The sequence below is a fragment of the Halomonas sp. PAMB 3264 genome, assembly GCF_031954245.1.
Classification (GTDB): domain Bacteria; phylum Pseudomonadota; class Gammaproteobacteria; order Pseudomonadales; family Halomonadaceae; genus Vreelandella.
In genome coordinates, this window is the sequence record NZ_CP134866.1 from 2,141,750 (window position 1) to 2,167,259 (window position 25,510).

General features: G+C 60.6%; 23 protein-coding genes. 8 read left to right on the forward strand and 15 right to left on the reverse strand.

The window, feature by feature from the left end; genetic code table 11:
• Positions 1-21: 21 nt before the first annotated feature.
• Both RN347_RS09640 and RN347_RS09645 read right to left on the reverse strand, forming a co-directional pair.
• On the reverse strand, positions 22-480 hold the full coding sequence (locus RN347_RS09640) for a hypothetical protein (protein WP_311958032.1): 459 nt from the start codon (positions 478-480) through the stop codon (positions 22-24).
• Between the two features lie 86 nt (positions 481-566).
• Positions 567-983: a GFA family protein gene (locus RN347_RS09645; RefSeq protein WP_311958033.1), complete on the reverse strand. Its 417-nt coding sequence runs from the start codon at positions 981-983 to the stop codon at positions 567-569.
• A gap of 202 nt (positions 984-1,185) precedes the next feature.
• On the opposite strand from RN347_RS09645, the gene RN347_RS09650 reads away from it, so the two are divergent.
• Positions 1,186-2,499, forward strand: a complete 1,314-nt coding sequence (locus RN347_RS09650) for a hypothetical protein (RefSeq protein ID WP_311958034.1) — start codon at positions 1,186-1,188, stop codon at positions 2,497-2,499.
• A gap of 21 nt (positions 2,500-2,520) precedes the next feature.
• Here RN347_RS09650 and RN347_RS09655 read toward each other — a convergent pair whose 3' ends face one another.
• Positions 2,521-3,039: a zinc ribbon-containing protein gene (locus RN347_RS09655; RefSeq protein ID WP_263587007.1), complete on the reverse strand. Its 519-nt coding sequence runs from the start codon at positions 3,037-3,039 to the stop codon at positions 2,521-2,523.
• Positions 3,040-3,222: 183 nt separating this feature from the next.
• Between RN347_RS09655 and leuS the strand changes: the two genes are divergently transcribed.
• The 5 genes from leuS to RN347_RS09680 all read left to right on the forward strand — a co-directional run bounded on the left by leuS (position 3,223) and on the right by RN347_RS09680 (position 8,780).
• On the forward strand, positions 3,223-5,808 hold the full coding sequence (gene leuS, locus RN347_RS09660; RefSeq protein ID WP_311958035.1) for a leucine--tRNA ligase: 2,586 nt from the start codon (positions 3,223-3,225) through the stop codon (positions 5,806-5,808).
• Positions 5,805-6,311 carry a hypothetical protein gene (locus RN347_RS09665; protein WP_311958036.1) on the forward strand — a complete coding sequence of 169 codons (507 nt, stop codon included), beginning with the start codon at positions 5,805-5,807 and terminating at the stop codon, positions 6,309-6,311. The genes leuS and RN347_RS09665 overlap by 4 nt, the downstream gene beginning before the upstream one ends.
• Positions 6,308-7,369 (forward strand): DNA polymerase III subunit delta, encoded by a 1,062-nt coding sequence (gene holA / locus RN347_RS09670; RefSeq protein WP_263587004.1) that lies wholly within the window; start codon positions 6,308-6,310, stop codon positions 7,367-7,369. The genes RN347_RS09665 and holA overlap by 4 nt, the downstream gene beginning before the upstream one ends.
• A gap of 78 nt (positions 7,370-7,447) precedes the next feature.
• Positions 7,448-7,846: a PA2779 family protein gene (locus RN347_RS09675; protein ID WP_263587003.1), complete on the forward strand. Its 399-nt coding sequence runs from the start codon at positions 7,448-7,450 to the stop codon at positions 7,844-7,846.
• A gap of 7 nt (positions 7,847-7,853) precedes the next feature.
• A complete protein-coding gene (locus RN347_RS09680) occupies positions 7,854-8,780 on the forward strand; it encodes a PA2778 family cysteine peptidase (protein ID WP_311958037.1) in 927 nt (308 codons plus the stop codon).
• Positions 8,781-8,841: 61 nt separating this feature from the next.
• Here RN347_RS09680 and sthA read toward each other — a convergent pair whose 3' ends face one another.
• The 9 genes from sthA to RN347_RS09725 all read right to left on the reverse strand — a co-directional run bounded on the left by sthA (position 8,842) and on the right by RN347_RS09725 (position 18,522).
• A complete protein-coding gene (sthA, locus tag RN347_RS09685; protein ID WP_311958038.1) occupies positions 8,842-10,233 on the reverse strand; it encodes a Si-specific NAD(P)(+) transhydrogenase in 1,392 nt (463 codons plus the stop codon).
• A gap of 70 nt (positions 10,234-10,303) precedes the next feature.
• A complete protein-coding gene (nqrM, locus tag RN347_RS09690) occupies positions 10,304-10,558 on the reverse strand; it encodes a (Na+)-NQR maturation NqrM (protein ID WP_311958039.1) in 255 nt (84 codons plus the stop codon).
• A 245-nt stretch (positions 10,559-10,803) separates the two neighbouring features.
• Entirely contained in the window at positions 10,804-12,036 is a 1,233-nt protein-coding gene (nqrF, locus tag RN347_RS09695; protein WP_263586999.1) for an NADH:ubiquinone reductase (Na(+)-transporting) subunit F, read from the reverse strand.
• 61 nt (positions 12,037-12,097) lie between these two features.
• Complete coding sequence (nqrE, locus tag RN347_RS09700) at positions 12,098-12,715, reverse strand: NADH:ubiquinone reductase (Na(+)-transporting) subunit E (RefSeq protein WP_227390977.1); 618 nt, start codon at positions 12,713-12,715, stop codon at positions 12,098-12,100.
• A 1-nt stretch (position 12,716) separates the two neighbouring features.
• The gene (locus tag RN347_RS09705; protein WP_263586998.1) at positions 12,717-13,385 is read right to left on the reverse strand and encodes an NADH:ubiquinone reductase (Na(+)-transporting) subunit D; all 669 of its coding nucleotides are present in this window, start codon (positions 13,383-13,385) and stop codon (positions 12,717-12,719) included.
• A 2-nt stretch (positions 13,386-13,387) separates the two neighbouring features.
• Complete coding sequence (locus RN347_RS09710) at positions 13,388-14,209, reverse strand: Na(+)-translocating NADH-quinone reductase subunit C (protein WP_263586997.1); 822 nt, start codon at positions 14,207-14,209, stop codon at positions 13,388-13,390.
• Positions 14,209-15,432 (reverse strand): NADH:ubiquinone reductase (Na(+)-transporting) subunit B, encoded by a 1,224-nt coding sequence (locus RN347_RS09715; protein WP_263586996.1) that lies wholly within the window; start codon positions 15,430-15,432, stop codon positions 14,209-14,211. The genes RN347_RS09710 and RN347_RS09715 overlap by 1 nt, the downstream gene beginning before the upstream one ends.
• Position 15,433: 1 nt before the next feature.
• The gene (locus RN347_RS09720) at positions 15,434-16,783 is read right to left on the reverse strand and encodes a Na(+)-translocating NADH-quinone reductase subunit A (protein WP_311958046.1); all 1,350 of its coding nucleotides are present in this window, start codon (positions 16,781-16,783) and stop codon (positions 15,434-15,436) included.
• 281 nt (positions 16,784-17,064) lie between these two features.
• Complete coding sequence (locus RN347_RS09725; protein WP_311958048.1) at positions 17,065-18,522, reverse strand: glyceraldehyde-3-phosphate dehydrogenase; 1,458 nt, start codon at positions 18,520-18,522, stop codon at positions 17,065-17,067.
• Positions 18,523-18,875: 353 nt separating this feature from the next.
• Between RN347_RS09725 and mfd the strand changes: the two genes are divergently transcribed.
• Positions 18,876-22,328: a transcription-repair coupling factor gene (mfd, locus tag RN347_RS09730; RefSeq protein WP_311958049.1), complete on the forward strand. Its 3,453-nt coding sequence runs from the start codon at positions 18,876-18,878 to the stop codon at positions 22,326-22,328.
• Positions 22,329-22,423: 95 nt separating this feature from the next.
• Positions 22,424-23,566, forward strand: coding sequence for a L,D-transpeptidase family protein (locus RN347_RS09735; RefSeq protein WP_311958051.1), 1,143 nt, complete (start codon positions 22,424-22,426; stop codon positions 23,564-23,566).
• 176 nt (positions 23,567-23,742) lie between these two features.
• Here RN347_RS09735 and RN347_RS09740 read toward each other — a convergent pair whose 3' ends face one another.
• The 3 genes from RN347_RS09740 to RN347_RS09750 all read right to left on the reverse strand — a co-directional run bounded on the left by RN347_RS09740 (position 23,743) and on the right by RN347_RS09750 (position 25,447).
• Positions 23,743-24,006 (reverse strand): Lpp/OprI family alanine-zipper lipoprotein, encoded by a 264-nt coding sequence (locus RN347_RS09740; RefSeq protein WP_252109286.1) that lies wholly within the window; start codon positions 24,004-24,006, stop codon positions 23,743-23,745.
• A gap of 240 nt (positions 24,007-24,246) precedes the next feature.
• Positions 24,247-24,873 carry a L,D-transpeptidase gene (locus RN347_RS09745; protein WP_311958053.1) on the reverse strand — a complete coding sequence of 209 codons (627 nt, stop codon included), beginning with the start codon at positions 24,871-24,873 and terminating at the stop codon, positions 24,247-24,249.
• 103 nt (positions 24,874-24,976) lie between these two features.
• Complete coding sequence (locus tag RN347_RS09750) at positions 24,977-25,447, reverse strand: 2-hydroxyacyl-CoA dehydratase (protein ID WP_263586990.1); 471 nt, start codon at positions 25,445-25,447, stop codon at positions 24,977-24,979.
• Positions 25,448-25,510: the final 63 nt, after the last annotated feature.

Here is a 25,510-nt window from a genome sequence, read left to right on the forward strand (position 1 = left end):
GCGCTCACTTCAGGCGGCGAGCTAGCGAAACAGGTTACGTCCGCGTTTTTTGCGCCGGTAAAAACCGGACGCCAAAAACGCAAGCCCCAGTCCCATCAGCATGCTGACCCCTTTAGCCGCGGCTCCTCCCATTGGGCTACCGTGCCAAAGAGCGTGGCCCATAAAGGCGAGCATCGCGGTCGTGATTAGCACTCCGGCAAGCATCAGCGCCTGCCAGGGGACCCACACTTCGCGGGGTCTCTCGCGCTTTCCTCGCGCCAGCCCGCAGCCGGCGGCCAGCGCGATCGTGCCGAGCCCGGTCAACAGGGAGAAGAAGATGGCAAGACTCAGTGCCCCTTCCGTCAACGAATCGCTCAGCTCACCGATAAGCGCGTAGCCCATCAGCAGGCCCAGCAAAAGCGTGACCAGCCCTACCAGCGCAATGATCGCGCCGGCTATTCGTTGAGCCGCGCTCAAACGGCGCGGACGAAACGTGTTCACAAGAACGTCCTCATTGATAGAGCTTACCGGCCCCGAGTAGAAAACCATCCTGAAACGAGGCCAGTTCTTGCATCTTCACGCTTACCTCAGGCGTGTTTGGCAAAAAGCTCTTCGCCGGTCAGGTCGTGGGTTCGCTCACAAAACGAGTAGAACGCCGGCTTCTGGTCGATGAAGACCTGGCTTTTGAGCCGCCACGCACCGTCGCTCTGTAAAAGCCCCACCGGCACCAGATACTGCCCGGACGCGTTGAGGCGAAAGAACAGGTGCGTGCCGCAGCCGCTACAGAAGCCGCGCTGCGCCCACTCGGAAGAAGCGAACGTCGAGATCCGCTCTTCTCCTTCGAAATCGACGCGGGTACCGCAGCTGGCTACCATCAGCGGCCCCCCGCTCCACTGGCGGCACGTCGAGCAGTGGCAAACGTCGACGTTCAGGCTTTCCGGGCGGGCGGTGATGCTAACGGCGCCGCAAACACAGCGGCCCTTATGCTCTGACAAGGTTTCCATGACACTCTCCCATCGTTGTTATTGAAAAAATCGCTGTTACAACAGCCAGCCGTTGCCATCACTCGATGGTACGCAAAGTCCTTAACGATAATCAAAGGATAGCCGCTTATCGCGTGCGCCAACTGATTAACACGCGATAGACCGCGCTGGTTTTTACGGGCCGATTTCATTAGCCTGCGAGTCACGTTTTAAAGGAGTCTTCATGGACAGAACCACCGCGCGGCGGCGTCTGGCGGGAACGCTGGCGTTTTCGGGTTTAGTGGCGCAAATCGCCGGCTTCACGCCCTGGACCGATACACATCCGCTTGTGAGCTACCTGCTGTGGGCGGCGGTGGTGCTGCTATGGAACGATATTCCGCGCCGCTCGCGACTTCAGGCGGGCGTACTGATCGGGATGGGGGCGTCGATGCTGCTGACCGCCCATCTGGTGTACGGAGCACCCATCGACTGGCCGCACGTGCTCGAAGGCAACGTATTCGTCGTCGCGATGCTGATCGGGGTGAGCTTCATTTCGCTGGTGGGACGCCAGGGCAACCGGCCTGCGGCGGGCAAGCGGCTCACCGGCAGCGGCGGCGTGTTGCGCACCTGGCTGGGGGTTCATTTTCTCGGCACGATCTTGAACCTCTCCACGGTCTTCATGGTGGGCGACCGGATCGCGCGACGCGCGCCGCTCACCGCCCCCCAGTTTCTGGCGCTGAACCGCGGACTCTCGAGTGCGGCGCTCTGGTCGCCGTTTTTCGCCTCGATGGGCGTGGTGATCGCTCTGGCACCGGCGGTCGAGTACAGCCAGATCGCGTTGGTCGGCTTTCCCATTGCGATGCTCTCCGGGGTGATCACTACCTTCGAGCTTAATCGGCGCTTCGATTTGCGCGAGGTCGATGGCTTTTCGCTTTCGCCGAAAAGCCTGTTCATGCCGCTGGGCATGGCCATGGGCGTCATGCTGTTTCACTTCGTGCTGACACCGCTGCTGTCGATCGTCAGCATCATTACCTTTCTGGTTCCCGCCGTAGCGGTGGTGGCGAACCTGCACGAAGGACCGGCCTTTACCGTCAAACGGGTTCGACAGCACGTTTTCAACCGCCTGCCCGCGATGCGCGGCGAGCTTTCACTGTTTCTGGCGGCGGGGCTTTTGACCATCGGGCTTTCAACGCTGGTCAGCGCGGCGGCGGGTGACGACTGGACGCTCTTCGAGCACTTCGGGATCGTTCAGGCGATGGCGAGTTTCGCCGCCATTACGATAAGCGCACTGATCGGGCTTCACCCGATCATCGGCGTCTCGATACTGGCCTCGGTCCTGAACCTGGACGCTCAGGAGCAGACGCTCTTCGCCTTCGTGGCGCTCAGCGGCTGGGCGGTCGGCACCAGTGTCGGGCCGCTTTCCGGGATCAACCTGTCGCTGCAGGGGCGCTATGGCGTCAGCGGCTATCAGATGATGCACGACAATCTGGTGTACGCCGCCATCATGAGCCTGCTCTCGCTGGCGGCGATCGCAGGCATCGGAACGTTCGGAAACTGAGCCGGCGTCACAAGCCGAATATCAGGTTTCGACGATTTTCGTAGGGAAGCGATAGAAGTAGCGGTGACCGCACTGATGGCAAGGTTCGATGCGCGAGACACGCTCGAGCATGACCTGGGTATCACAGTGCACGCAGGCCATGAGCCCGGGTGCGGCCATTTCGCCTTCGCAGTAATCTGCCCGGGCGGCTTCCAGGTCATCCTCGAAGCGCTCGCGCTCGACCACGCTGCGATCGGCGATGGATAGAAGCGACTCTACCACTCGCCGCGACAGCGTATCGACGTCGATCCCCAGCCACTGAGCCACCTGCTTGCCGGAGTCTGCCATGTAGTGGCGCATGTCTTTCAGATCGCGCTCGACCCAGGCGCGCAGCAGCGCCAGCTCGTCTTTAGTGTACTCTTCGAACTCGGCCTCGAAGGCGACGGCGTCGTCCAGATCCTTTTGCAGGTTCGTCCAGGTCAATTCGCCCGCGCCGTTTTTCATGCGCTCCAAAAGACGCTCGTAGCCTTCGCGTAAACGGTGGTCGTTATCTCGTTCCATGGATGCTCTCCTTTCTCAATACCGCTTTAAATACCGCGCTTGACTGCCTGGCCGCTATCGCCGGCTAACCGTTCAAGGTTACACCAGCATAGGATACAATCGGCATTACTGATCTGACAGCCGTCATTCTCATTCATACCGCGCCCGAATCGGGCGAACTACGCCAAGGCATTGAAAAAACCGATGGATGCACATTATAGCCCTCGCGAGATCGAACGTGACGCCCAGCAGTACTGGGACAAGAACCAGTGCTTCAAGGCGGTAGAAGACGCCAATCGCGAAAAGTTCTACTGCCTCTCCATGTTCCCCTACCCCAGCGGTAAGCTCCACATGGGCCACGTGCGCAACTACACCATTGGCGATGTGGTCTCGCGCTTTCATCGGATGCAGGGCAAGAACGTTCTGCAGCCCATGGGGTGGGACGCCTTCGGCATGCCGGCGGAAAACGCCGCCATTCAAAACCAGGTACCGCCGGGTGAATGGACCTACCAGAATATCGATTATATGCGCACCCAGCTCAAGGCGCTGGGCTTCGCCTACGACTGGAGCCGCGAATTCGCCACTTGCGATTCGAGTTACTACCGCTGGGAGCAGTGGTTCTTCGGCAAGCTGATCGAAAAGGGCCTGGTCTACAAGAAGATGTCCACGGTCAACTGGGACCCGGTGGACCAGACGGTGCTGGCCAACGAGCAGGTGATCGAAGGCCGCGGCTGGCGCTCCGGCGCTTTAGTCGAGCGCAAGGAGATTCCGCTGTGGTTTTTGAAGATCACCGACTACGCCGACGAACTGCTGGCGGATCTCGACAAGGTCGAATGGCCCGAGCAGGTCAAGACCATGCAGCGCAACTGGATCGGTAAGTCGAAGGGCGTCGAACTCAGCTTCGACATCGAAGCCCAGGGCGGCGACGCGTGTGAGCCGCTGTCGGTTTACACCACTCGCCCGGATACGCTGATGGGCGTGACCTACGTGGCCGTCGCCGCCGGCCATACGCTTGCCAAAGCGGCCGCCGAGCACAACGCAGAGCTTGCCGCATTTTGCGAAGAGTGCGCCAGAGGCGGCACCTCGGAAGCCGAAATGGCGACCAAGGAGAAGCTCGGCATGCCCACCGGCCACCAGGCCGTGCACCCGATCACCGGCGAGCGCGTGCCGGTTTACGTTGCCAACTTCGTACTCATGGAGTTCGGTACCGGCGCGGTCATGGCCGTACCCGCCCACGACCAGCGCGACTGGGAGTTCGCCACCAAATACGGCGTCGCGATCAAACCCGTGATTGCCGATGAGAACGGCAACACGCCGGATCTAAGCCGGGAAGCCTTTGTCGAGCACGGCACGCTGATCAACTCCGGCGAGTTCGACGGGCTAGGTTTCGAGGCGGCGTTTGACGCCATTGCCGGAAAGCTTGCCGAGCTTGGCCGCGGCGAAACCAAAACCAACTTCCGTATTCGCGACTGGGGCGTGGCCCGCCAGCGCTACTGGGGCGCGCCGATTCCGGTCAAGTACGGCCCGGAAGGTCAGACCGTGGCGCTCACCGACGATGAGCTACCCGTCGAGCTTCCCATGGAGGTCACCGTCGACGCCTCGGGCTCGCCGCTCAAGAAAATGCCGGAATTTTTTGATCTGGGCGATGGCTGGACGCGGGAAACCGACACTTTCGACACCTTCATGGAGTCCTCCTGGTACTTCGCCCGCTTCGCCTGCGCCGATAACCACGAGGCGATGCTCGACGAGCGCGCCAACTACTGGCTGCCGGTGGATCTTTACATCGGCGGCATCGAGCACGCCATTCTTCACCTGCTCTACGCACGCTTCTTCCACAAGCTGATGCGAGATTTCGGCCTGGTCGAGAGTGATGAGCCGTTCCAGCAGCTGCTCACCCAGGGCATGGTCATCGCCGAGACCTACTACCGCACGCTCGATAACGGCGGTAAGCAGTGGTTCAACCCGGCGGACGTCGATGTGAAGCGCGACGACAAGGGCCGCCCGATCAGCGCGGTGCTGGTGAGCGACGGTGAGCCGGTCGAGATGGGCGGCATCGAGAAGATGTCCAAGTCGAAAAACAACGGTGTCGACCCGCAGTCGATGATCGACCGCTTCGGCGCCGACACGGTACGTCTTTTCATGATGTTCGCCGCGCCGCCGGAGCAGTCGCTCGAGTGGTCCGACTCCGGCGTCGAAGGCGCGCACCGCTTTTTGAAGCGTATCTGGCGTCAGGTCAACGAGCACATAGAGGCCGGCGAGCCCCAGCCGCTCGATAAAGGCGCGCTTAACGACGACGAAAAAGCTCTGCGACGCAAGACGCACGAGACGATCAAGAAAGCGAGCGACGACATCGGTCGGCGCACCACTTTCAATACCGCCATCGCGGCAGTGATGGAGCTCTCCAACGCCGTCGGCAAGTTCGATGCAACCGCCAGCCAGGGCCTGGCCGTGGCACGCGAAGCGCTCGAGGCCTGCGTACTGATTCTCGCGCCGATCACCCCGCACCTTTGCCACACCCTTTGGCAGCAGCTTGGCCACCAGGAGCCGGCCATCGAGGCGACCTGGCCCGCGGTGGATGAAGCGGCGCTGACCCGTGACAGCCTTGAGCTTGTCGTGCAGGTCAACGGCAAATTGCGCGCCCGCCTCGAGGTACCGGCGGATGCGGATAAAGCTTCCATCGAGCGTCTGGCGATGGAGAACGACAACGTACAGCGCCATCTCGAGGGCCAAACGGTGCGTAAGGTCATCGTGGTTCCGGGCAAGCTGGTCAACATCGTGGTGGGCGGATGAGCACACTCTATACACGCCGGCGGTTACTCGCACTGGGGAGCGTCGCCGTATCGGCGGCGCTACTGGCAGGCTGTGGCTTTCGGCTGCGCCGCGAAGGCACATTGACCAGCCTGCCGCCGCTCAGCCTCGAAGGCGACACCTCCACGTCGCTTGCCCGCGAGCTCGACACCCTACTCACCCGTCAGGGCACCGACGTGACCCCGGGCGCTCCCTGGCGGGTCACGCTGGGAACGCCGGTGGTCGAGAACCGGTCGCTGGGAAGCGAAGGCCGCGCCAACCGCGACCACGAGCTCACCATGCGCGTGACGCTTTCGGTACAGCGGCGTGAGAACGGCGCCTACGCGCTCAACAACGATATCGTCTCGACGGCCACGCGCATTCGTATCAACGAGGACGACCTCTTGAACCGAGAATTGCTGCTGGACGAGGCGAAACAGACGCTATCGCGTCAGCTCGCCCAGCGCATCGTCGAGCGCCTGGCGACACTTGAGGCGTCGCCTTGAAGGTCTTTGCCGACCAGCTAGGCGGCCAGCTTGCCAAAAAGCTTCCGCGGGCGGTGATCGTCGCCGGTGAAGAGCCGCTTCAGCATCGCGACGCCTGCGACGCCGTGCGCCAGGCCGCGCGCGGCGCCGGCATCGAGGAGCGCGAAGTACTCGACGTGGAGCCCAACTTTGCCTGGGGGCGGCTTCTCGAAACCGCCAGCAACCTGTCGCTCTTTGCCAGCAGCAAGCTTTTGGAGCTGCGCCTTGGCACCCAAAAGCTCGGCCAGGAGGGCGCGAAAGCGCTCGCCCAGTACGCCGAGCTGATGGAGCAAAGCGACGATGTCCTGCTGATCAGCATGGGTAAGCTGGACGCCAAGCAGCAGAAAAGCGCCTGGTTCAAGGCGCTCGACAAGCACGGGCTGTTCGTGCCGGTGTGGCCGGTGGATGCCTCCCGGCTCGGCTACTGGCTGCGTGACCGCGCCGGGCTTCACGGCGTGCAGATCGATCTGGACGCCGCGCGGCTGTTGGGCGAGCGCACCGAAGGTAACCTGCTTGCCGCCGACCAGGAGCTTCAAAAGCTTGCGCTGATTCACCCGCCGAATACGCGGCTCAACGTGGACAGCATCGCCGTGGGCGTCGAGGATAGCGCCCGCTTCGACGTCTTCAACCTGTCCGACGCGTGCCTCAAGGGCGAGCCGCAGCGTGTCTCAAGAATCGTCACCGGGCTTAGAAGCGAAGGCGTGGAAGCGCCGATCGTCCTCTGGGCATTGACCCGAGAACTTCGAACGCTTCTGTCGCTGCACCAGCATCTGGATCAGGGGCAAAGCTTCGAGCACGCTTGCAAGACGCAAAAGCCGATGATTTTCGACAAGCGCCGACCGGCCTATCAAAAGGCGATCAGCCGCCTGCCGATGAAGCGTTTGCACAAGCTTTTGCTGATGGCTCAGCGACTCGATCTCGCGGTCAAGGGCGCCAGTGGCGTGCCGCTCTGGCCAGGCCTTCACGATTTGGCGATGACGATGGGCGGCGCCAAGGGTATACTCGCCGAAACCCCGTGGACCTACCGCATCGGGGTTTAGTGCGCCGCTCTTGCGTGGCGCCTTCATCACCAACTTTATTAGAAAAAGCGCTCTGATAGCGTTCAAGGATCGAATACCATGAAAACCCTGCGTTCCACCCTGTCTGCCCTGTTGATTCTAGCGTTGGTCGTCACCAGCCTTCCGATCATGGCCTCTGTGGACGCCTCCAATCGCGCCCTGATCTCCACGCAGTCAGTGCTCGCCAGCGACCAGGCCGGCGCCGAGCGTCAGCGTATCAGCGACGTGCTCGCCCGTGCCGATGTCCAGCAGGCCCTCGTTAACCAGGGCGTCGACCCGGTCGAGGTTCAGGCCCGCGTGGCCGCTTTAAGCGATAGCGAAGCGAAAGAGATGGCTCAGCGTCTGGACGAACTGCCCGCTGGCGCCAGCGGCGTAGTCGGCGCGTTGTTTGCCGTATTCATCATCCTGTTGATCACCGATATTCTCGGTCTGACCGACGTCTATCCGTTCACGCGCTAAGCATTCGATGCGTCGTCTCGCTCACTACGCCCGCACTGCGGGCGTTTTTGTACTCGCCCTTTGGCTTAGCGGCTGTGCGCGACATCCGGTGCTGCTCGAAAGCACGTATCGAACCATCACGCCTCGCGTCGAGCTGACTGATGTGCCCTTCTTCGCCCAACGCGAGTATCAGTGCGGCCCGGCGAGTCTGGCCATGGTACTCAACCATCAAGGCGAAAGCGTTGCCCTGGAGACGCTCATTCGCGAGGTGTACCTGCCCGGTCGCGAAGGCAGCCTGCAACCGGAAATGCTCGCCAGTGTGCGCCGTCATGACTTCATCCCCTATGTGATCCGCCCCACCCTGGATGCGTTGCTGCACCACCTGGACGCGGGTGAGCCGGTCGTGGTGATGCAGAACCTGGCGCTGCCTGTCTACCCGCTGTGGCACTACGCGGTCGCGATCGGTTTTGATTTGGCCAACGAGCGGCTGCTCTTGCGAAGCGGGGAAATCGAGCGTCATGCGCTCGCTTTCAGCCGCTTCGACGCCACCTGGGCGCGCAGCGAGCGCTGGGGATTCGTGGTCAAGGCGCCGGGAGAGCTGCCCGTCGATGTCTCGGCGCGCGGCGCGGTGGACGCCATCAGCGCGTTCGAGGCGCTGAACGGCGCAAGCGCGGCACTACCCAGCTGGCAGGCGCTGGTCGAGCGTCACCCTGAAAGCGGGCTGGCCTGGTTCGCGCTGGGAAACGCCTTTTATAGCGAAGGTGAACCGAGCAGCGCGCGCCACGCCTTCGAGGCGGCTACTCGCGCAGACCCGACGCTTGGCGCAGCGTGGCTGAATATGGGGTTACTGCTGGCACTCGAAAACGATATGGAGGCTTCACAAGAGGCGCTGCGCAGGGCTGCCGAGATCGCAGGCCCTTGGCAGGCGCGCGCCCAAGAGCTTTTGGACGACTAACATTTCGGCCACAAGAAACAAAAAGGGCCCCAATGGGCCCTTTTCGATCGAAGGCGCTTAATCAAAACACCCGATTCAACCCATTTTGCGCCGCCACCCGGTAGGCTTCGGCCATGGTCGGGTAGTTGAAGGTGGTATTGACGAAGTAGCGCAGCGTGTTCGCCTCGCCCTCCTGCTGCATGATCGCCTGGCCGATATGAAGAATTTCCGAGGCCTGGTCACCGAAGCAGTGGATACCCAGAATCTCCAGCGTATCCTGATGGAACAGGATTTTGAGCATGCCGACCGTGTCGCCAGTGATCTGTGCCCGGGCGGTGTCCTTGAAAAACGCCTTGCCCACTTCGTAGGGCACCTTCGCCTCGGTCAGCTCGCGCTCGTTGGGGCCAAAAGAGCTGATTTCGGGAATGGTGTAGATGCCGGTTGGAATATCGGTGACGAAGCGATACTCCTTGTCGAGCAGCTCGTTGCTCGAGTTCAGGCCCTGATCGTAGGCGGCGCTGGCCAGACTCGGCCAGCCGATCACATCCCCGGCGGCGTGAATATGGGGAAGCTCGGTACGGTAGTGATCATCGACACTGAGCTGGCCGCGGCCGTTGGGCTGCAGCGCGATATTCTCAAGGCCGAGTGAATCGGTGTTACCGGTGCGCCCGTTGGCCCACAGGAACGCGTCGGCACGAATCTTCTTGCCGGATTTAAGATAGACCACGACGCCGGACTCGTCGGGCTCGACACGGTCGTACTCCTCGTTATGCCGAATCAGCACGCCGTGCTTGCGCAGATGGTACGACAGCGCATCGCTGATTTCGTCGTCCAAAAACGACAGCAAACTATCGCGGCTGTTGATCAGATCGACCTTGATACCGAGCCCGGAGAAGATCGATGCGTACTCACAGCCGATGACGCCGGCGCCAAAGATCACCATGGTGCGCGGCGTGTGCGCCATGGCAAGAATGGTGTCGGAGCAGTAGATGCGCGGGTGGCTGAAGTCGATGTCACCCGGGCGGTACGGGCGCGAGCCAGTGGCGATCACGAACTTCTTCGCCACCAGCTCCTCGACACCTTCCTGACGGTCGCGAACGAGGAGCGTATGCTCATCCTTGAAGCGCGCGGTGCCGTGAATCAGGTCGATACGGTTGCGCGCGTAAAAGGTGGTGCGCATTTCGACCTGTTTATCGATGGTATCGCGGGAGCGCTCCATGACGCGTGGGTAGGAGAACATGCGCGGCTCGCCGATGTCGCGAAACATGCGGTTGGTATTGAACGCCATGATCTGCTTGACCTGGTGGCGCAGCGCCTTGGAGGGAATGGTCCCCCAGTGGGTGCAGTTTCCGCCGACCTGCGGCTGTTTCTCGATGATGGCCACGCGCTGATCGTTCTTTGCCGCGTTGATGGCCGCGCTCTCGCCCGCGGGCCCCGTACCGATCACCACGACATCGTAATTGTGAACCGCCATACCGTCTGCGTCTCCTCGATCCCATTTCGCGCACGCTAACGCGTGTGCGGTCCTGTCCCTTGCGTGGCGCTCAGCGCCGCGTGGCGTCGTAGCCCAGATCCGCGCCGCGGCTCTCGTCGCTTGCACGACGAGCGCTTCCGCGCTTGCGGTTCTCTTCCTCGCAAACCTTGTCCTTGCCGCCGCAAATATCGCAGCCGTCCTTCATGCCGATCTGATTCAAGCCACCGCAGGAGCCTGCAATGGGCTTGCGCCCGACCAGCACACCCACCGCCATCGCGGCCATGATCAGCGCCATGAAACCAAATACCAGTAGCCAAATAGCCATTGAAACCTCCTGGGACGTTACCTGCCCTCGAGACAGTTGCGATAAGCAAAAGTGCCTGGCGGAGCAGTTGTGCGTCGTTACTCAAGGTGTACGGCCTCATTATACCGTAAATACGGGGTATGATCAGGCAGTAGGCCTTTTAACCAAAACCGGCTTTGAGCCTGGTTCATCGAAACGGGCGTGCAAGCGCTATAAAAAGAGCGGGGCCGGCCCATGGCCAGCCCCGCTCTGCGTACATCGACTTCTTATCCGCCGAAGTCGTCCAGCATGATGTTTTCCGGCTCAACGCCCATATCCAGCAGCAGTTTGATCACGGAGGCGTTCATCATGGGCGGACCGCACATGTAGTACTCGCAGTCCTCCGGCGCCGGGTGATCCTTCAGGTACTCTTCGTAGAGCACGTTGTGGATGAAGCCCGTCGCCCCTTCCCAGTTGTCTTCCGGCAGCGGATCGGAAAGCGCCAGGTGCCATTCGAAGTTCGGGAACTCCTCGGCCAGCTGATCGTACTCCTCGTTGTAGAACGTTTCGCGCCAGGAGCGCGCGCCGTACCAGAACGAGATTTTGCGATCGGTCTTCAAACGCTTCAACTGATCGAAGATGTGGCTGCGCATCGGCGCCATGCCGGCACCACCGCCGATGAAAATCATCTCGGCATCAGTGTCCTTGGCGAAGAACTCACCAAACGGCCCCATGACTTCCACCTTGTCGCCTTCTTTCAGACTGAAGACGTAAGTCGACATCAGGCCCGGCGGGTGGTCCGATTTAGGCGGCGGCGTGGCGATACGGATGTTGAACTTGAGAAGACCCTTCTCTTCCGGGTAGTTCGCCATCGAGTAGGCGCGGATGACCTCTTCGTTGTTCTTGTGCCGAACGTCGAACAGGTTGAACTGCTCCCAGTCGCCGCGATACTCCTCGTCGATATCGAAATCCGAAAACTTGATATCGTAAGGCGGAGCCACCAGCTGCACGTAGCCACCGGCGCGGAAGGCCACTTCTTCGCCTTCGGGAAGCTTCAGGTTCAGCTCCTTGATGAAGGTCGCAACGTTGGGGTTCGCGGTAACCACGGTTTCCCATTTCTTGACGCCGAACACTTCTTCGGGCACTTCGATCTTCATGTCCTGCTTGACCGGTACCTGACAGGACAAACGCCAGCCTTCCTTCTTTTCACGCATGGTGAAGTGCGACTCTTCGGTCGGCAGAATCGAGCCGCCGCCCTCTTCCACGCGGCATTTGCACTGCGCGCAGGAGCCGCCGCCGCCACAGGCGGAGGAGAGGAAAATGCCGTTGGCCGCCAGCGTGTTCAAAAGCTTGCCGCCGGCTTGGGTCTTCAGGGTGTTCTCGGGGTCGTCGTTGACTTCGATCGTCACGTCCCCGCTACTCACGAGCTTGCTGCGCGCTGCCAGAATGATCGCCGTCAAACTGATGACGATGACCGTGAACATGACAACACCGAGCAAGATGATGGATGTATCAACCATGTCGGTTTCCTATTGCTGAGGGTGTTCTCGGCGACGAGGCGCCGCCGAGAACACCGGCCGATTAAAGCTGAATGCCCGAGAAGGACATGAAGCCCAGGGACATCAAGCCAACGGTGATGAACGTAATACCCAGACCCTGTAGGCCACCGGGAACGTCGCTGTACTTCAGCTTTTCGCGGATACCCGCGAGTGCGGCGATCGCCAGCGCCCAGCCGGTACCGGCACCGAAGCCATACACCACGGCCTCACCGAAGTTGTAGCTACGCTCGACCATGAACAGTACACCACCGAGGATGGCGCAGTTCACGGTAATCAGCGGCAGGAAAACGCCCAGCGCGTTATAGAGCGACGGCACGTACTTGTCCAGAAACATCTCCATGATCTGGACCAGTGCGGCGATGACGCCGATATAGGAGAGCAGACCCAAAAACGACAGGTCGATGTTCTCGGCACCTTCGATACCGGTCCAGGTCAACGCGCCTTCCTGAAGCAGGTACGTGTAGACCAGGTTGTTCACCGGCACGGTGACGGTCAGTACCACGATGACCGCGATGCCCAGGCCAATGGCCGAGGAGACCTTCTTCGAGACCGCCAGGAACGTACACATGCCCAAAAAGAAGGCAAGCGCCATGTTCTCGACGAACACCGAAGCGACGAAAAGGCTCAGATAGTGTTCCATGTTACACGGCCTCCTTCGGCTTGGTGTTTTCCTTCATCTTGAACTCGTTCTCCTCGACCTGCTCCGGGTTGATCGAGCGCAGTACCCAGATCAAAAGGCCGATGATGAAGAACGCGGAAGGCGGCAGAAGCAGCAGGCCGTTACCGATATACCAGCCCCCATCCTGCACGGTCGGCAAAACGGTGAAACCGAACACGCTGCCTGCACCCAGAAGCTCGCGGAAGAAACCCACGACCATCAGCACGAAGCCGTAACCCAAGCCATTACCGATACCGTCGAGAAACGACATGCCCGGCGTGTTGGACATGGCGAAGCCTTCGGCACGTCCCATCACGATGCAGTTGGTGATGATCAGACCAACGAACACCGAGAGCTGCTTGGACATCTCGTAGGCGTAGGCTTTCAGAATCTGATCGACCACGATGACCAACGAGGCGATGATCGTCATCTGTACGATGATCCGGATCGCGGAGGGGATGTGATTACGAATCAGCGAGACGAACAGATTCGAAAACGCGGTAACGAAGATAACCGCCAGCGCCATGACCAGCGATACGCTCATGCTGGTGGTGACCGCCAGCGCCGAGCAGATCCCCAGAATTTGCAGTGCGATGGGGTTGTTCTGAAATATGGGCGCGGTCAACACGCCCTTTGCATTTACATCCGCCATGATCAAGCCCCCTCAACGTCGTTGAAGTTGGTGTCGGTGTCTTCGGCGTCATCCGGCTCGGCGTTTTCACGAAAACGCGCCAGATACGGGCCAAAGCCCTCTTCGCTGAGCCAGAATTGCAGCATGTTGGTCACGCCGTTACTGGTCAGCGTGGCGCCGGACAGCGCATCCACTTCGTACTCGCTGCTGGCGCCGCCCTTGGTCAGGTGAATTTCCGGCGACAGGTCACCCTCGTCGTCGTAGATCTTTTTACCTTCCCACTGAGCCTGCCAGCGCGGGTTGTTCACTTCCGCACCGAGCCCGGGCGTTTCGCTGTGCTCGTAGTAGGTGATACTCACGATGGTGTTGCCGTCACCTTCCACGGACAAAAAGCCGCGCATACGGCCCCACAGGCCCTGACCGCGAATCGGCAGCACGATCTGCTCGGGGCTGTCGGGATCACCCACAAGATAGACGGTCGAGTAGCTTTCGACCCGCGAAAGACCGGCAATGTCACGGTCACCGGAGAGCGTGCGGCCAGTGGCCGGATCGCGCGAGGCTTCGAAACCGTCGTACTCGTCGGCATCATACTGATCGGTGTACTCACCGGTCTCGAGCTCAACGACGCGCCCGGTGATCTGCTCGCTGAACGCCTCTTCGACATCCATCCCCGGCTCGTAAAGCTTGGCCACGTTGAGGATGTTGGTTTTACGGTCGAGCTCCTGGTTGAGCTGCTGGGTGGGGCGAAGCGCCACCGCGGCCGTCGACACGATCACAGAACACACGATACATAGCGAAAACGCCACGATCAGAATTTTCTTGATGGAGTTATTACCTTGTGCCATTAGGCAGTCTCCTCGGCCGGTGTACCGACGCGCTTCTTGCGCCGTTTGACATTGGCCTGGACGAAGAAGTAATCGATCAAGGGTGCGAACAGGTTCGAGAACAGGATCGCCAGCATGATGCCTTCCGGGAAGGCCGGATTCACCACGCGGATCAATACCGTCATCACACCGATCAATGCACCAAAGACCAGGCGGCCCTGGTTGGTCATCGAAGCCGACACAGGGTCGGTCGCCATGAACACCATGCCGAAAGCGAAGCCGCCGATGACCAAATGCCAGTACCAGGGCATCGCGAACATCGGATTGGAGTCGGAGCCGATCAGATTGAACAGCGTGCTGGTGATCACCATGCCGAGGAAGACCCCGAGCATGATTCGCCAGTTCGCGACCTTGGTCCAGAGCAGTACGGCAGCACCCATTAGAATCGCCAGCGTCGATACCTCACCCACCGACCCCGGAATGAAGCCAAGGAAGGCGTCCGTCCAGCTGAAGGTGTTGGCCAGAGTATCCATGCCGTCCTGATACGCCATGGAGAGCGCGGTCGCACCGGTATAGCCATCGGCGGCGACCCAAACGCTGTCGCCGGAGATCTGCGCCGGGTAGGCGAAGTACAAAAACGCCCGTCCGGTCAACGCCGGGTTGAGGAAGTTCTTGCCCGTACCGCCGAAGATCTCCTTACCGATGACGACGCCGAAGGTGATACCCAGCGCCACCTGCCAAAGCGGGATGGTGGCGGGCAAAATCAAGGCGTAGAGCACCGAGGTCACGAAGAAGCCTTCGTTCACCTCGTGGCCGCGTTTGATCGCGAACAGCACTTCCCAGAACCCGCCGACGGCGAAAGTCACGAGATAAATCGGCAGAAAGTAGGTCGCGCCGAGCACAAAGTTCGCCCAGAAGCTGCCCGGGTCGTGGCCGCCGGCCACCGCCATCATGATCGCTTCGCGCCAGCCGCCCATGGAGGCGTAGCCCGCATCGATCGCGACGTTAGCCTGCCAGCCGGCGTTCCACATGCCAAAAAACATGGCCGGGAACGTGCATAGCCACATGGTGATCATGATCCGCTTGAGATCGATACCGTCGCGGATATGAGCGGTGGTCTTGGCCACGCTCGGCGGCGAATAGAAAATGGTGTCGACCGCTTCATAAAGCGGATAGAACTTCTCGTATTTGCCGCCCTTGTGGAAGTGCGGCTCGAGCGTGTCGAGTGTCTGTCGGATACCCATATCAGGCCTCTTTCTCGATCATGGTGAGGTTGTCACGCAGGATAGGGCCATACTCGTACTTGCCGGGACACGCGTAGGTGCAAAGCGCGAGGTCTTCCTCGTCGAGCTCCAGGCATCCAAGGTCCATGGCAGATTCGATGTCACCCACGATCAGCGACCGCAGAAGCTGGGTCGGCATCACGTCCAACGGCATAACCCGCTCGTAGTTGCCCACCGGCACCATCGCCCGCTCGGAGCCGTTGGTGGAGGTGGTCGGCGCGAAGTTGTTGAGCCCCTTGAATTTGGACAGATAAATGCCCATGACCGAGTGGCGGTTCGTGCCGGGCGAAAGCCACCCCATGAAGGTACGCTTGTTACCCTCTTCGAGGAGACTCACCTGATTGTGAAAGCGGCCGAGATAGGTCAGCTTGCCTTCGGCGGCAAAGCCCGAGAAGACGGAGCCGGAAATGATCCGCGTGCCGTGCGGCTCGATCACCTCGCCTTCGAAAAGCTCGTCAAGGTTCGCGCCGAGGCGCGTACGTACCAGACGCGGCTTTTCAGAGCGCGGGCCGCCCACGGCGACGATCCGGCTAACGTCGAGCTTGCCTTCAGAAAACAGCTTGCCGAAAGCGATCACGTCCTGATAGCCGATGTGCCATACACTCTTGTGCAGCGCGACCGGCGACAGGTAGTGAATGTGGGTGCCGACCAGCCCCGCCGGATGCGGCCCCTTGAAGCTTTCGGTCTTCACACCCTCGATGTCGCCACCGGGAATGGAGGCGTTTTCACCCGTGCACAGAAAAACGTTGCCCTCGGTCAGGCGGGTTAGCACCTTGAGGCCGTCTTCGAATGCCTGGGTATTTTCATCGATGATGACACCGGGGTCAGCGCTGAGCGGATGGGTATCCACCGCGGTGACGAAGATGTCGGAAGGCGTCGCGTCGAGCGTCGGCGTGCGCGAGAAGGGTCGCGTACGCAGCGCCGTCCAAAGCCCTGTTTCGACCAGTTGGTCGACGACCAGCTGGCGGTCGAGAGTGGCCAAGGCGTCACGCTCGTGAGAAGCGAAGGTCATCGCTTCTTCGTTTTCGTCGACCTTGATGACCACAGAGAGTAAACGTCTTTTTTCGCCACGGTTAATGGCTACCACTTCACCGCCGGCCGGAGCGGTAAAGCGCACCCCTTCCGTTTTCTTGTCGGTGAACAGTAGCTGGCCCAGTTTGACCTTATCCCCTTCCTGAACTTCCATGGTTGGCTTCATGCCAACGTAGTCAGTACCCAGGATGGCCACATGGCGCACTGGCTGCGCATCGTCGATACGCTGCTCAGGCGCTCCCGTGATGGGAAGATCCAGGCCTTTTTTGACTTCGATCATAGTCTCGCCCAGTTGATGGATCGGATATACGAAGGTAAGGGGTTCGAATGCTTCTTTTCTGCATAGAGATTTTTTGTTGGCTGTGCAGATTGTTACCAGTCAGGCCCAAGCACGCTTGAACCACCCCGAAAAATCTACCGTATTATAAAGATAAGCGCGGCCAATGACCACATCCACCACCGCCTCCTAAAGTGCTATATACATATACACCCAGGTTTATTTACCCATAAAAAAACGCCACCTTATCGGTGGCGTTTGAGGCCTTGAGCATTGCGAGAGCGTCAGTGGCGCGGCAGTTTCAAAAACTCGACGTTGGACATGTGCTGCAGAATGCGGATCACTTGGCAGCTGTAGCCGAACTCGTTGTCGTACCACATGTAGACCACCGCGTGGTTGCCGTTGGCGATGGTCGCCTTGGCATCGACGATACCGGCGTGGCGATTACCCACAAAATCGGACGACACCACCTCCGCCGAGTCGACGAAGTCGATCTGCTTTTGAAAGTTGGAATCGATCGACATACGGCGCAGGTAGTCGTTGAGCGAGGCGGCGTCGGTCTCCTTCTCGAGCGTCAGGTTCAAGATCGCCATGGAGACGTTGGGCGTGGGCACGCGAATGGCGTTGCCGGTCAGCTTGCCTTCGAGCTCCGGTAGCGCCTTGGCCACCGCCTTGGCCGCGCCGGTTTCGGTCAACACCATGTTGAGCGCGGCGCTGCGACCGCGACGATCGCCCTTATGATAGTTGTCGATCAGGTTCTGGTCGTTGGTGTAGGCGTGTACGGTTTCGACGTGGCCCGTCTTGACGCCATACTCGTCGTTGAGCACCTTGAGCACCGGTACGATGGCATTGGTGGTGCAAGAGGCCGCCGAAACGATACGATCATCGGCACCGATAGACGTGTGGTTGATGCCGTAGACAATGTTCTTGATGTCGCCCTTGCCCGGCGCGGTGAGAAGCGCCTTCGCCGCGCCCTTGCACTCCAGGTGCTGGCCAAGGCCCGCTTCGTCGCGCCAGATGCCGGTGTTATCGACCACTACCGCGTTATGGATACCGTAAACGGTGTAGTCGACCTCCGCCGGCGAGTCGGCGTAGATCACCTGCACCACGTTGCCGTTGACGGTCAAGGTGCGCGCCTCGACGTCGACCGAAATCGAGCCCTCGAAAGGGCCATGCACCGAGTCGCGGCGCAAAAGGCTCGCGCGCTTTTCGAGATCCTTGCCAATATCACCGCGACCGCGCACCACGATCGCACGCAGGCGCAGAAGATTGCCCCCACCGGCCTTCTCCACCAGCACGCGGGCCAATAGCCGCCCGATACGGCCAAAACCATAAAGCACGACATCCTTGGGCTCGCCAATGCTTGCGCCCGCCTGGTAGCCGTCGACGATCTCATCGAGCTCGCGGGTCAAAAAGGCGTTCAAATCACCGCCGCCTTGATGCTTGAAGCTGACCGCGAGCTTGCCGATATCGACGTGGGCCGGTCCCAGATTCATCGCCGCCATCGCCTCGACGATCGGGAACGTGTCCTGAACCGACAGCTCAGTGCCTTCGATTTTACGCACGAAGCGGTGATCCTTGAGAATGCGGATGACCGACTTTTTGATCAGCGAGCGCCCGAACATGGTGGCGACAACGTTGTTCTGACGATATAGCTTCCCGACCAGCGGAATCATCTGCTCGGCAAGTGCTTCGTCGCTTTGCCACTGTTGAAAAACGTTCTCGAGCGTTGACTGACTCACGGGCGGCCTCTTTACGTGTTGGATCGGGGAAGATAATCGACGTGTATTATCCGGAGCTTACGGTGAGGCCGCAATCAAAGGATAGTCGCACGCCGTGTAGGGGTATTACAGAAACGTCCATTTGACTACAAACTCAAAACGCGCTTGCCGCTACGCAAAACCGACCCGGAGCGCCTCTAGCCGGGCAGCTCAACCTGTCATGGCCTATGGTGTATGATGCTCGATTTGCCCGGACACAAACTTTAGTCGATCAGCCGTCACATGACAGCTACCCATCGACACGCATTCAAGCGATCGTCGCTTAAACGACAGACATTCATACGACAGATATTCACACGATAGATACTTAGACTATGTCCTCTTTTTCCCTGCTCGACCCACCCAGCCCCCAGGGGGTACGGGATACGCTCTATTTAACGGCGCCGCCGGGCAGTGCAACGGCGCTGGCACTGGCGCGCATCGCAGGCAACGGCCCGCTTTTGATCATCACGCCAAGCACCGCCAGTGCCCAGCGCCTGGAACAGGACCTGGCTTTTTACAGTCAGGTACCGGTATTGCCGTTTCCAGACTGGGAGACGCTGCCTTACGACAGCTTTTCTCCGCACCAGGATATCGTCTCAGCGCGGCTCAGGACGCTGAAGCTGCTCCAGGAAGGCGTCAAGGGCATCGTGCTGGTATCGATCAACACGCTGATGCAGCGCCTTGCGCCGGTCGACTACATCGCCGGGCGCGTCATGACGCTTAAAGCCGGCGCGACGCTTGCGCGCGAAAGCTTTCGCGAGTCGCTAATGCGGGCCGGCTACCGGGCGGTCGAAACCGTGTATGAGCCCGGCGAGTACGCCATGCGCGGCGCGCTGATCGACCTGTTCCCCATGGGGGTCGATGAGCCGATCCGCATTGACCTGTTCGACGATGAGATCGACACGCTTCGCCATTTCGATCCAGGCAACCAGCGCTCCACGGAAAAAGTCGAGGCGATCGAGCTTCTGCCCGCCCATGAGTATTCGCTGAGCCGCAGCGCCATCGCCTGCTTTCGCGAGCAGTTCGAAACCCTGTTTGACGTCGACCCGCGCCAGTGTCCGCTCTATAACGATGCGCTCAAGGCGATCCCCTCCCCGGGGCTCGAGCACTACCTGCCACTGTTTTTCGACGAAACCGCCTCGCTTTTCGAGCACGTCACGCCAGACACGCGGGTCGCGCTTCTGCCGGACGTGTACGAGGCCGCCGAGCAGCACTGGCGCGCGATCGAGTCGCGCTATGAGAACCTGGGGGTCGACCCGACCCGCCCGCTGGTGCCGCCGAGCCGCGCGTTCATACCGGTCAACGACCTGTTTGCCCGCATCAAGGAGCGCCCCCGGCTGGAACTTCTTCACGACGGCGCCACTCAGCGTCACTCCCATGCACCAGAGGCTCAGGCGCTGCCTGCCCTCGCCCTCAATGCGCGGGCGCAGAAGCCGTTCGAAGCGCTTTCCGGTTTTTTGGCCACTAACCCGGAGTCGCGCGTGCTGTTCGTCGCCGAATCGCGGGGGCGGCGCGAAGCGCTCGAGGAGCTGTTAGCGCCGCTGCGCCTGGGGCTCGAGGCGGTGGACGGGTTCGACGCGTTCATGGCCGGCCAAACGCGCGCCGCCATCACCGAAAGCCAGGTATCGAGCGGGCTATGGTTGACCGACCCGAACGTGGCGGTCATCACCGAAACCGAGCTTTTCGGCGACGTGGTGCGCCAGACCCGGCGCCAGGAGAAAGCGACTGACGACAACGAGCTGGCGGTACGCCATCTTTCCGAGCTCAAGGAAGGCGCGCCGGTGGTTCACCAGGCCCACGGTGTCGGGCGCTACCTGGGGCTCGAGGCACTGGAAGCTGGCGGCCAGGCCAACGAGTTTTTGGCGCTGGAGTACGAGGGCGGTGCCAAACTCTACGTGCCGGTCGACAGCCTCCACTTGATTTCGCGCTACAACGGCGCCGATGACGAAAACGCCCCGCTCAATAAGCTCGGCTCGGACCAGTGGGAGAAAGCGCGACGCAAGGCCGCCGAAAAGATTCGCGATACCGCCGCGGAACTGCTCGATATCTACGCCCGGCGCGAGGCCCAGCAGGGCACGGTGTACGACACGCCGGACGCCGAGTACAACCGCTTTGCTGCCAGCTTCCCGTTCGAGGAGACGCCGGATCAGAAGGCCGCGATCGAGGCGGTCATCGGTGACATGATTTCGCCCCAGCCGATGGATCGCGTGGTATGCGGCGATGTCGGCTTTGGCAAGACCGAAGTCGCGATGCGCGCCGCGTTTCTGGCGGTGCAGTCCGGCCGTCAGGTGGTCGTGCTGGTACCCACCACCCTGCTCGCCCGCCAGCACTTCGAGAACTTTCGCGACCGCTTCGCCGACACCGCCGTCAACATCAGCCTCATTTCGCGCTTCACCGGTAGCAAGGAGATGACCAAAACCCTCGAGAACATCAAGGAGGGCCAGGCGGATATCGTCATCGGTACCCATAAGCTGCTCTCGAAAAGCGTCGAACTGCCCAAAATGGGGCTTTTGATCATCGACGAGGAGCACCGATTTGGAGTCGCCCAGAAGGAGAAGCTCAAGACCCTGCGCGCCGAGATCGACATTCTCACGCTCACCGCCACGCCGATTCCACGCACGCTGAACATGGCGATGAGCGGCATTCGCGATCTTTCGATCATCGCCACGCCCCCGGCCCGGCGTCTGTCGGTCAAGACCTTCGTTCAGCAACGCAACGAAAGCCTGATCAAGGAGGCACTGCTGCGAGAAATTCTGCGCGGCGGCCAGGTTTACTTCCTGCATAACGAAGTCAAGACCATCGAGAACACCGCCGAGCAGCTTCGCGAGCTGGTGCCCGAGGCGCGCGTGGGCGTGGCCCATGGCCAGCTACCGGAGCGAAGCCTGGAGCGCGTGATGTCGGATTTTTATCACCGCCGCTTCAACGTGCTGGTCTGCTCGACGATCATCGAAACCGGTATCGACGTACCGAGCGCCAATACCATCCTGATCGAGCGCGCGGACAAGTTCGGGCTGGCTCAGCTTCACCAGCTGCGCGGGCGGGTTGGGCGCAGCCACCACCAGGCCTACGCGTACCTTCTGACGCCGCCGCCCAAATCGATGACCCGCGATGCGGTCAAGCGCCTGGAAGCCATCAGTGCCTCCATCGATCTGGGTGCGGGCTTTCAGCTCGCCAGCCACGATATGGAAATTCGCGGCGCCGGCGAGCTTTTGGGCGACGAGCAGAGCGGCCAGATGGAAACCATCGGCTACTCGCTCTACATGGAAATGCTCGATCGCGCGGTCAAGGCGATCCGCGCCGGCAAAACGCCCAATATCGAAGCCCCGTTCAATACCGGCGTCGAAATAGGGCTCAACCTGCCAGCGCTAATCCCCAACGACTATATTCATGATGTGCAGCAGCGGCTGGTGATGTATAAGCGCATCGCTAATACGCAAAGCGATGCCGAGCTCAAGGAGCTCCAGGTCGAGCTGATCGACCGTTTCGGCTTGCTCCCGCAACCGCTCAAGAACCTGATGCGACAGACTCGCTTGCGCCATCGCGCCGAACCGCTGGGCATCGCGCGTATCGAGGCCGGCGAAAGCCGTGGACGGGTTCTGTTCAGTGCCGACACCCAGGTCGACCCGCTCACCCTGGTGAAGCTCATTCAAACCTCGCCGGCGCACTACCGCCTCGACGGCTCGGACACCTTGAAGTTCGAATTCGCCATGGAAAAACCCGAGCAGCGCTTCGAGGCCGTCGAAAACCTGTTGGGTCTTCTCAACCAAAAAGTAGCGGCAGCGTGAACCTTGATGCAAACTTGACCTTAAGCCGCCTACACAAGCGGATAGGCTCGAATCAGGCCGCCATGCGGCGGTGGATCAACTCATTAGGAACGACCATGAAAACACGACGCACCCTTAACCTTTGGGGGCCAACCAGCCTGGCCGTACTGCTGGCCGCGACCCTGGGCGCCCCGGTCTACGCGCAAGAGGCGACCGAACAGCCGCCCCAGGTGGCGACACCGGGCCTCGACGCCGACGCGCTTGCCAGCGCCGAGCAGGTCAGCGCGCAGCGCGAGCTGCCCCGCGGCCATTTCCGTCTGCCGGAAGAAGGCGACATCGTCGGCCAGTACTACACCGTCACGGTAGACGATCCGGAAGAGACCCTGCTCGATATCGCCAGGCGCCACAACATCGGCTACGAAGAGATCCGCATGGCGAATCCGGATGTGAGCCTTTGGGTACCCGGTGAAGGCACCGAAGTGATCATTCCGGCCCAATACATTCTGCCGCCGGCAGAGCGTAAGGGGATCGTGGTGAACCTGTCCGAGCTTCGCCTCTACTACTACCCGGAAAACAGTCCCGGTATCGTCGAAACCTATCCGGTCAGTGTGGGCCGTGAAGAGTTCGCGACGCCGGTCGGCATGACACAGACCACGGTCAAGGTAAAGGACCCGGCCTGGGCCCCGCCCGCCTCCATGCGCCGTGAAGCGGCCGAGCGCGGCGACCCGGCACCGGAAATCGTGCCCGCCGGCCCGGACAACCCGCTGGGCCGTCACGCGATCCTGCTGGGCATGCCGAGCTATTTGATTCACGGCACCAACCGCCCAGACGGGGTCGGCATGCGCGTCAGCCGCGGCTGTATTCGCATGTACCCGGAAGATATCGAGTCGCTTTATGAGCGCGTACCCAGCGGTACTCAGGTCAACCTGATGGATGCACCGTTCAAGGCCGGCTGGGGTGCCGACGGCACGCTTTACGTGCAGTCCTACCCGCAACTCGAAGAGAACGTGGGCGACTTCGAGCCGCTTTTGAACGCCATCGAGCGCGTCGAGTCGCTGACCGACGAGGAGCTCGAGATCGACTACGAACAGGTCAAGCGCGCGGTCGAGTCTCCGAACGGCCGTTTCGTCGCCCTTTACGGCCCCCAGGCCCAGGCCCCGGCGCCCGAGTCCCCCGCCGAGAAGGCGCCTTCCGAGCGTCAGGGCCTGTTCGAGGATATCGAGCTGAGTGCCACCGTCGAGTCTGACAGCGACGCCTAAGGGTGTAAGCAGTGAAAAAGGGCACCCCACCGGGGCGCCCTTTTTTATGCCCGCTCGATCAGCAGCCGCGTATCTCGCGCTGACCTCAGGCATTAAAAAACCCCGCACAAGGCGGGGTTTTTTTACATCTAACGCAGACCGCTGAGCCGTTTGAGTGCTCAGTGGTCCATGCAGAATTACTTCTGCATGGAGCGCTGGAACTGACGGCTCATTTCTTCACGGCCTTGCTCAGACATCTGCAGAGCGGCTTGCGCGTCGCGCTGAGCCTGGTTTGCAGTGTTCAGAGCCTGAGAAGCCATGCTGCGAGCTTCTGCAGCGTCAGCCTGTGCAGATTCAGCAGTCATGCGTACTTCTTCCAGCGCGCTGGTAGAGGCACAACCAGCCAGAACGGCCAGAGAAGCAGCGGCAGCAGTCATTTTCAGAGCAGTCTTCAGAGTCATGATGTTCTCCTTGAGTCTTCCTTGGGTACTACGTTGAAGGTCTGACAAAGCGTAAGGCTAGAAGCTAGCTTAAGATTTGTCTACCTGCGGTAAAGGTTCTTTCCAATGACCGACTCGATGATCCAATCACGTGTGATTCGGGTCACGTTGTCGAAGTCAAACGCTGTTTTATATTAGTCCACAACGCTTGTCTATAGTCACCGTCCAAAACCTCGAACTTCCTTATGGATCACCATCATACTAGCGGATCACGACGCGGGTGCCAACATCGACCAGCGATGCAATGCGCTCGATCTGCTGATTGTTGACGGCGATGCAGCCCTGGGTCCAGTGATAGCGCCCGTGAATCTCTGGATCGGAGGTGCCGATACCGTGAATACCGATCGCCCCACCGAGCGCGGTGTTTTGCGGCGGAAAGCCGTAGCGGCGGTACTCGTCGAAGTAGGCCTCGTAATCGGCCTGGGTGTAGACACCCTTCTCCAGCGCCATACGCGCATGGGCCGGCGTGGGGTAGTCGATACCGATGAAAATGCGCCACTTGCTCTGGTTATTGAAGCGGTAGATGCGAAATTCGCCCAGGGGTGTGGTGCTATCGCCGCGCACCCGGTGGGTACGCGCCCCACCGGTTCCCCGGGAAATCGGCGAGAAGTGCTCGATTCGGTCGCTACCGCGAAAAATACTCAACGATGAGGCCTGATCGTCGATCAGCACCCAAAGCTCGCTACTGTGACGCGGCGCCGCCGCGCGGCTGATGAGCGTGCCCACGAGATCACTCGGTGCCTGTGTCACGGGAGCAATGACGTTGGCACTGGCCACGGCCGGAAAGCCCATGGCGAGTGCTAAAAAGCGGCGGCGGTTTACGGGCATCGATCGGCTCTCGGTACGGGCCGGGGCAACCGGCCAGCGGGTATGAATGGGCTGGAACGTTTATACCCCATTGCCCCGGTGCCTGTCAGCGCCCAGGCTAAAATCAGATATCCTCGAACTCGCGCATGCTGGTCACGATCTTGCGAAGCTCGGCTTCGTGCCCTTCGGCGAGAGAGTTGAAAAACGCCGCTTCCTCCTCGATTTTGGCGCACTCGGCGCGGTGGGCGTAAAGCGCGCGAAGATTCTCCTGGGCTTCTGATGCGGTTTCGATCACCCCGTCGATCGAGTCGGCCACGCTGCGCTGGGTAATCGCCTCGAGCCTTGGCGGCTGGGGGAAGTCGCCGGTTTCGTCGAACCACAGCTCCATCACTTCGCTATGGTCGGAGCCGTCGTGAAACAGCGCCTCGAGTCCGCTTTGCATCTTGACCTCGCGAGAGGCGAGATAGGTCAACGCCATCGATAGCCGCTCGTTGTCGGTACGATCGGCGCCGTCACTGTAGCGCTTGGCCATGCGGGCGTGGTAGTCCGCGGCCCACGTAATCAAATCCTTGACCTGGTTGTAACGCGTATCCATGAGTTCTCCTTGTGAACAGCGCGGGCAGTCACCGTTGCCCGCTCGACACTTTCTTTCAAGCGC

What these genes read in the sequence shown, in the direction of transcription:
- RN347_RS09645 (WP_311958033.1), bottom strand. Translation starts at nt 983, where the DNA reads ATGGAAACCTTGTCAGAGCATAAGGGCCGCTGTGTTTGCGGCGCCGTT.
- RN347_RS09650 (WP_311958034.1), top strand. Translation starts at nt 1,186, where the DNA reads ATGGACAGAACCACCGCGCGGCGGCGTCTGGCGGGAACGCTGGCGTTT.
- RN347_RS09655 (WP_263587007.1), bottom strand. Translation starts at nt 3,039, where the DNA reads ATGGAACGAGATAACGACCACCGTTTACGCGAAGGCTACGAGCGTCTT.
- leuS (WP_311958035.1), top strand. Translation starts at nt 3,223, where the DNA reads ATGGATGCACATTATAGCCCTCGCGAGATCGAACGTGACGCCCAGCAG.
- RN347_RS09665 (WP_311958036.1), top strand. Translation starts at nt 5,805, where the DNA reads ATGAGCACACTCTATACACGCCGGCGGTTACTCGCACTGGGGAGCGTC.
- RN347_RS09675 (WP_263587003.1), top strand. Translation starts at nt 7,448, where the DNA reads ATGAAAACCCTGCGTTCCACCCTGTCTGCCCTGTTGATTCTAGCGTTG.
- RN347_RS09680 (WP_311958037.1), top strand. Translation starts at nt 7,854, where the DNA reads ATGCGTCGTCTCGCTCACTACGCCCGCACTGCGGGCGTTTTTGTACTC.
- sthA (WP_311958038.1), bottom strand. Translation starts at nt 10,233, where the DNA reads ATGGCGGTTCACAATTACGATGTCGTGGTGATCGGTACGGGGCCCGCG.
- nqrM (WP_311958039.1), bottom strand. Translation starts at nt 10,558, where the DNA reads ATGGCTATTTGGCTACTGGTATTTGGTTTCATGGCGCTGATCATGGCC.
- nqrF (WP_263586999.1), bottom strand. Translation starts at nt 12,036, where the DNA reads ATGGTTGATACATCCATCATCTTGCTCGGTGTTGTCATGTTCACGGTC.
- nqrE (WP_227390977.1), bottom strand. Translation starts at nt 12,715, where the DNA reads ATGGAACACTATCTGAGCCTTTTCGTCGCTTCGGTGTTCGTCGAGAAC.
- RN347_RS09705 (WP_263586998.1), bottom strand. Translation starts at nt 13,385, where the DNA reads ATGGCGGATGTAAATGCAAAGGGCGTGTTGACCGCGCCCATATTTCAG.
- RN347_RS09710 (WP_263586997.1), bottom strand. Translation starts at nt 14,209, where the DNA reads ATGGCACAAGGTAATAACTCCATCAAGAAAATTCTGATCGTGGCGTTT.
- RN347_RS09715 (WP_263586996.1), bottom strand. Translation starts at nt 15,432, where the DNA reads ATGGGTATCCGACAGACACTCGACACGCTCGAGCCGCACTTCCACAAG.
- RN347_RS09720 (WP_311958046.1), bottom strand. Translation starts at nt 16,783, where the DNA reads ATGATCGAAGTCAAAAAAGGCCTGGATCTTCCCATCACGGGAGCGCCT.
- mfd (WP_311958049.1), top strand. Translation starts at nt 18,876, where the DNA reads ATGTCCTCTTTTTCCCTGCTCGACCCACCCAGCCCCCAGGGGGTACGG.
- RN347_RS09735 (WP_311958051.1), top strand. Translation starts at nt 22,424, where the DNA reads ATGAAAACACGACGCACCCTTAACCTTTGGGGGCCAACCAGCCTGGCC.
- RN347_RS09740 (WP_252109286.1), bottom strand. Translation starts at nt 24,006, where the DNA reads ATGACTCTGAAGACTGCTCTGAAAATGACTGCTGCCGCTGCTTCTCTG.
- RN347_RS09745 (WP_311958053.1), bottom strand. Translation starts at nt 24,873, where the DNA reads ATGCCCGTAAACCGCCGCCGCTTTTTAGCACTCGCCATGGGCTTTCCG.
- RN347_RS09750 (WP_263586990.1), bottom strand. Translation starts at nt 25,447, where the DNA reads ATGGATACGCGTTACAACCAGGTCAAGGATTTGATTACGTGGGCCGCG.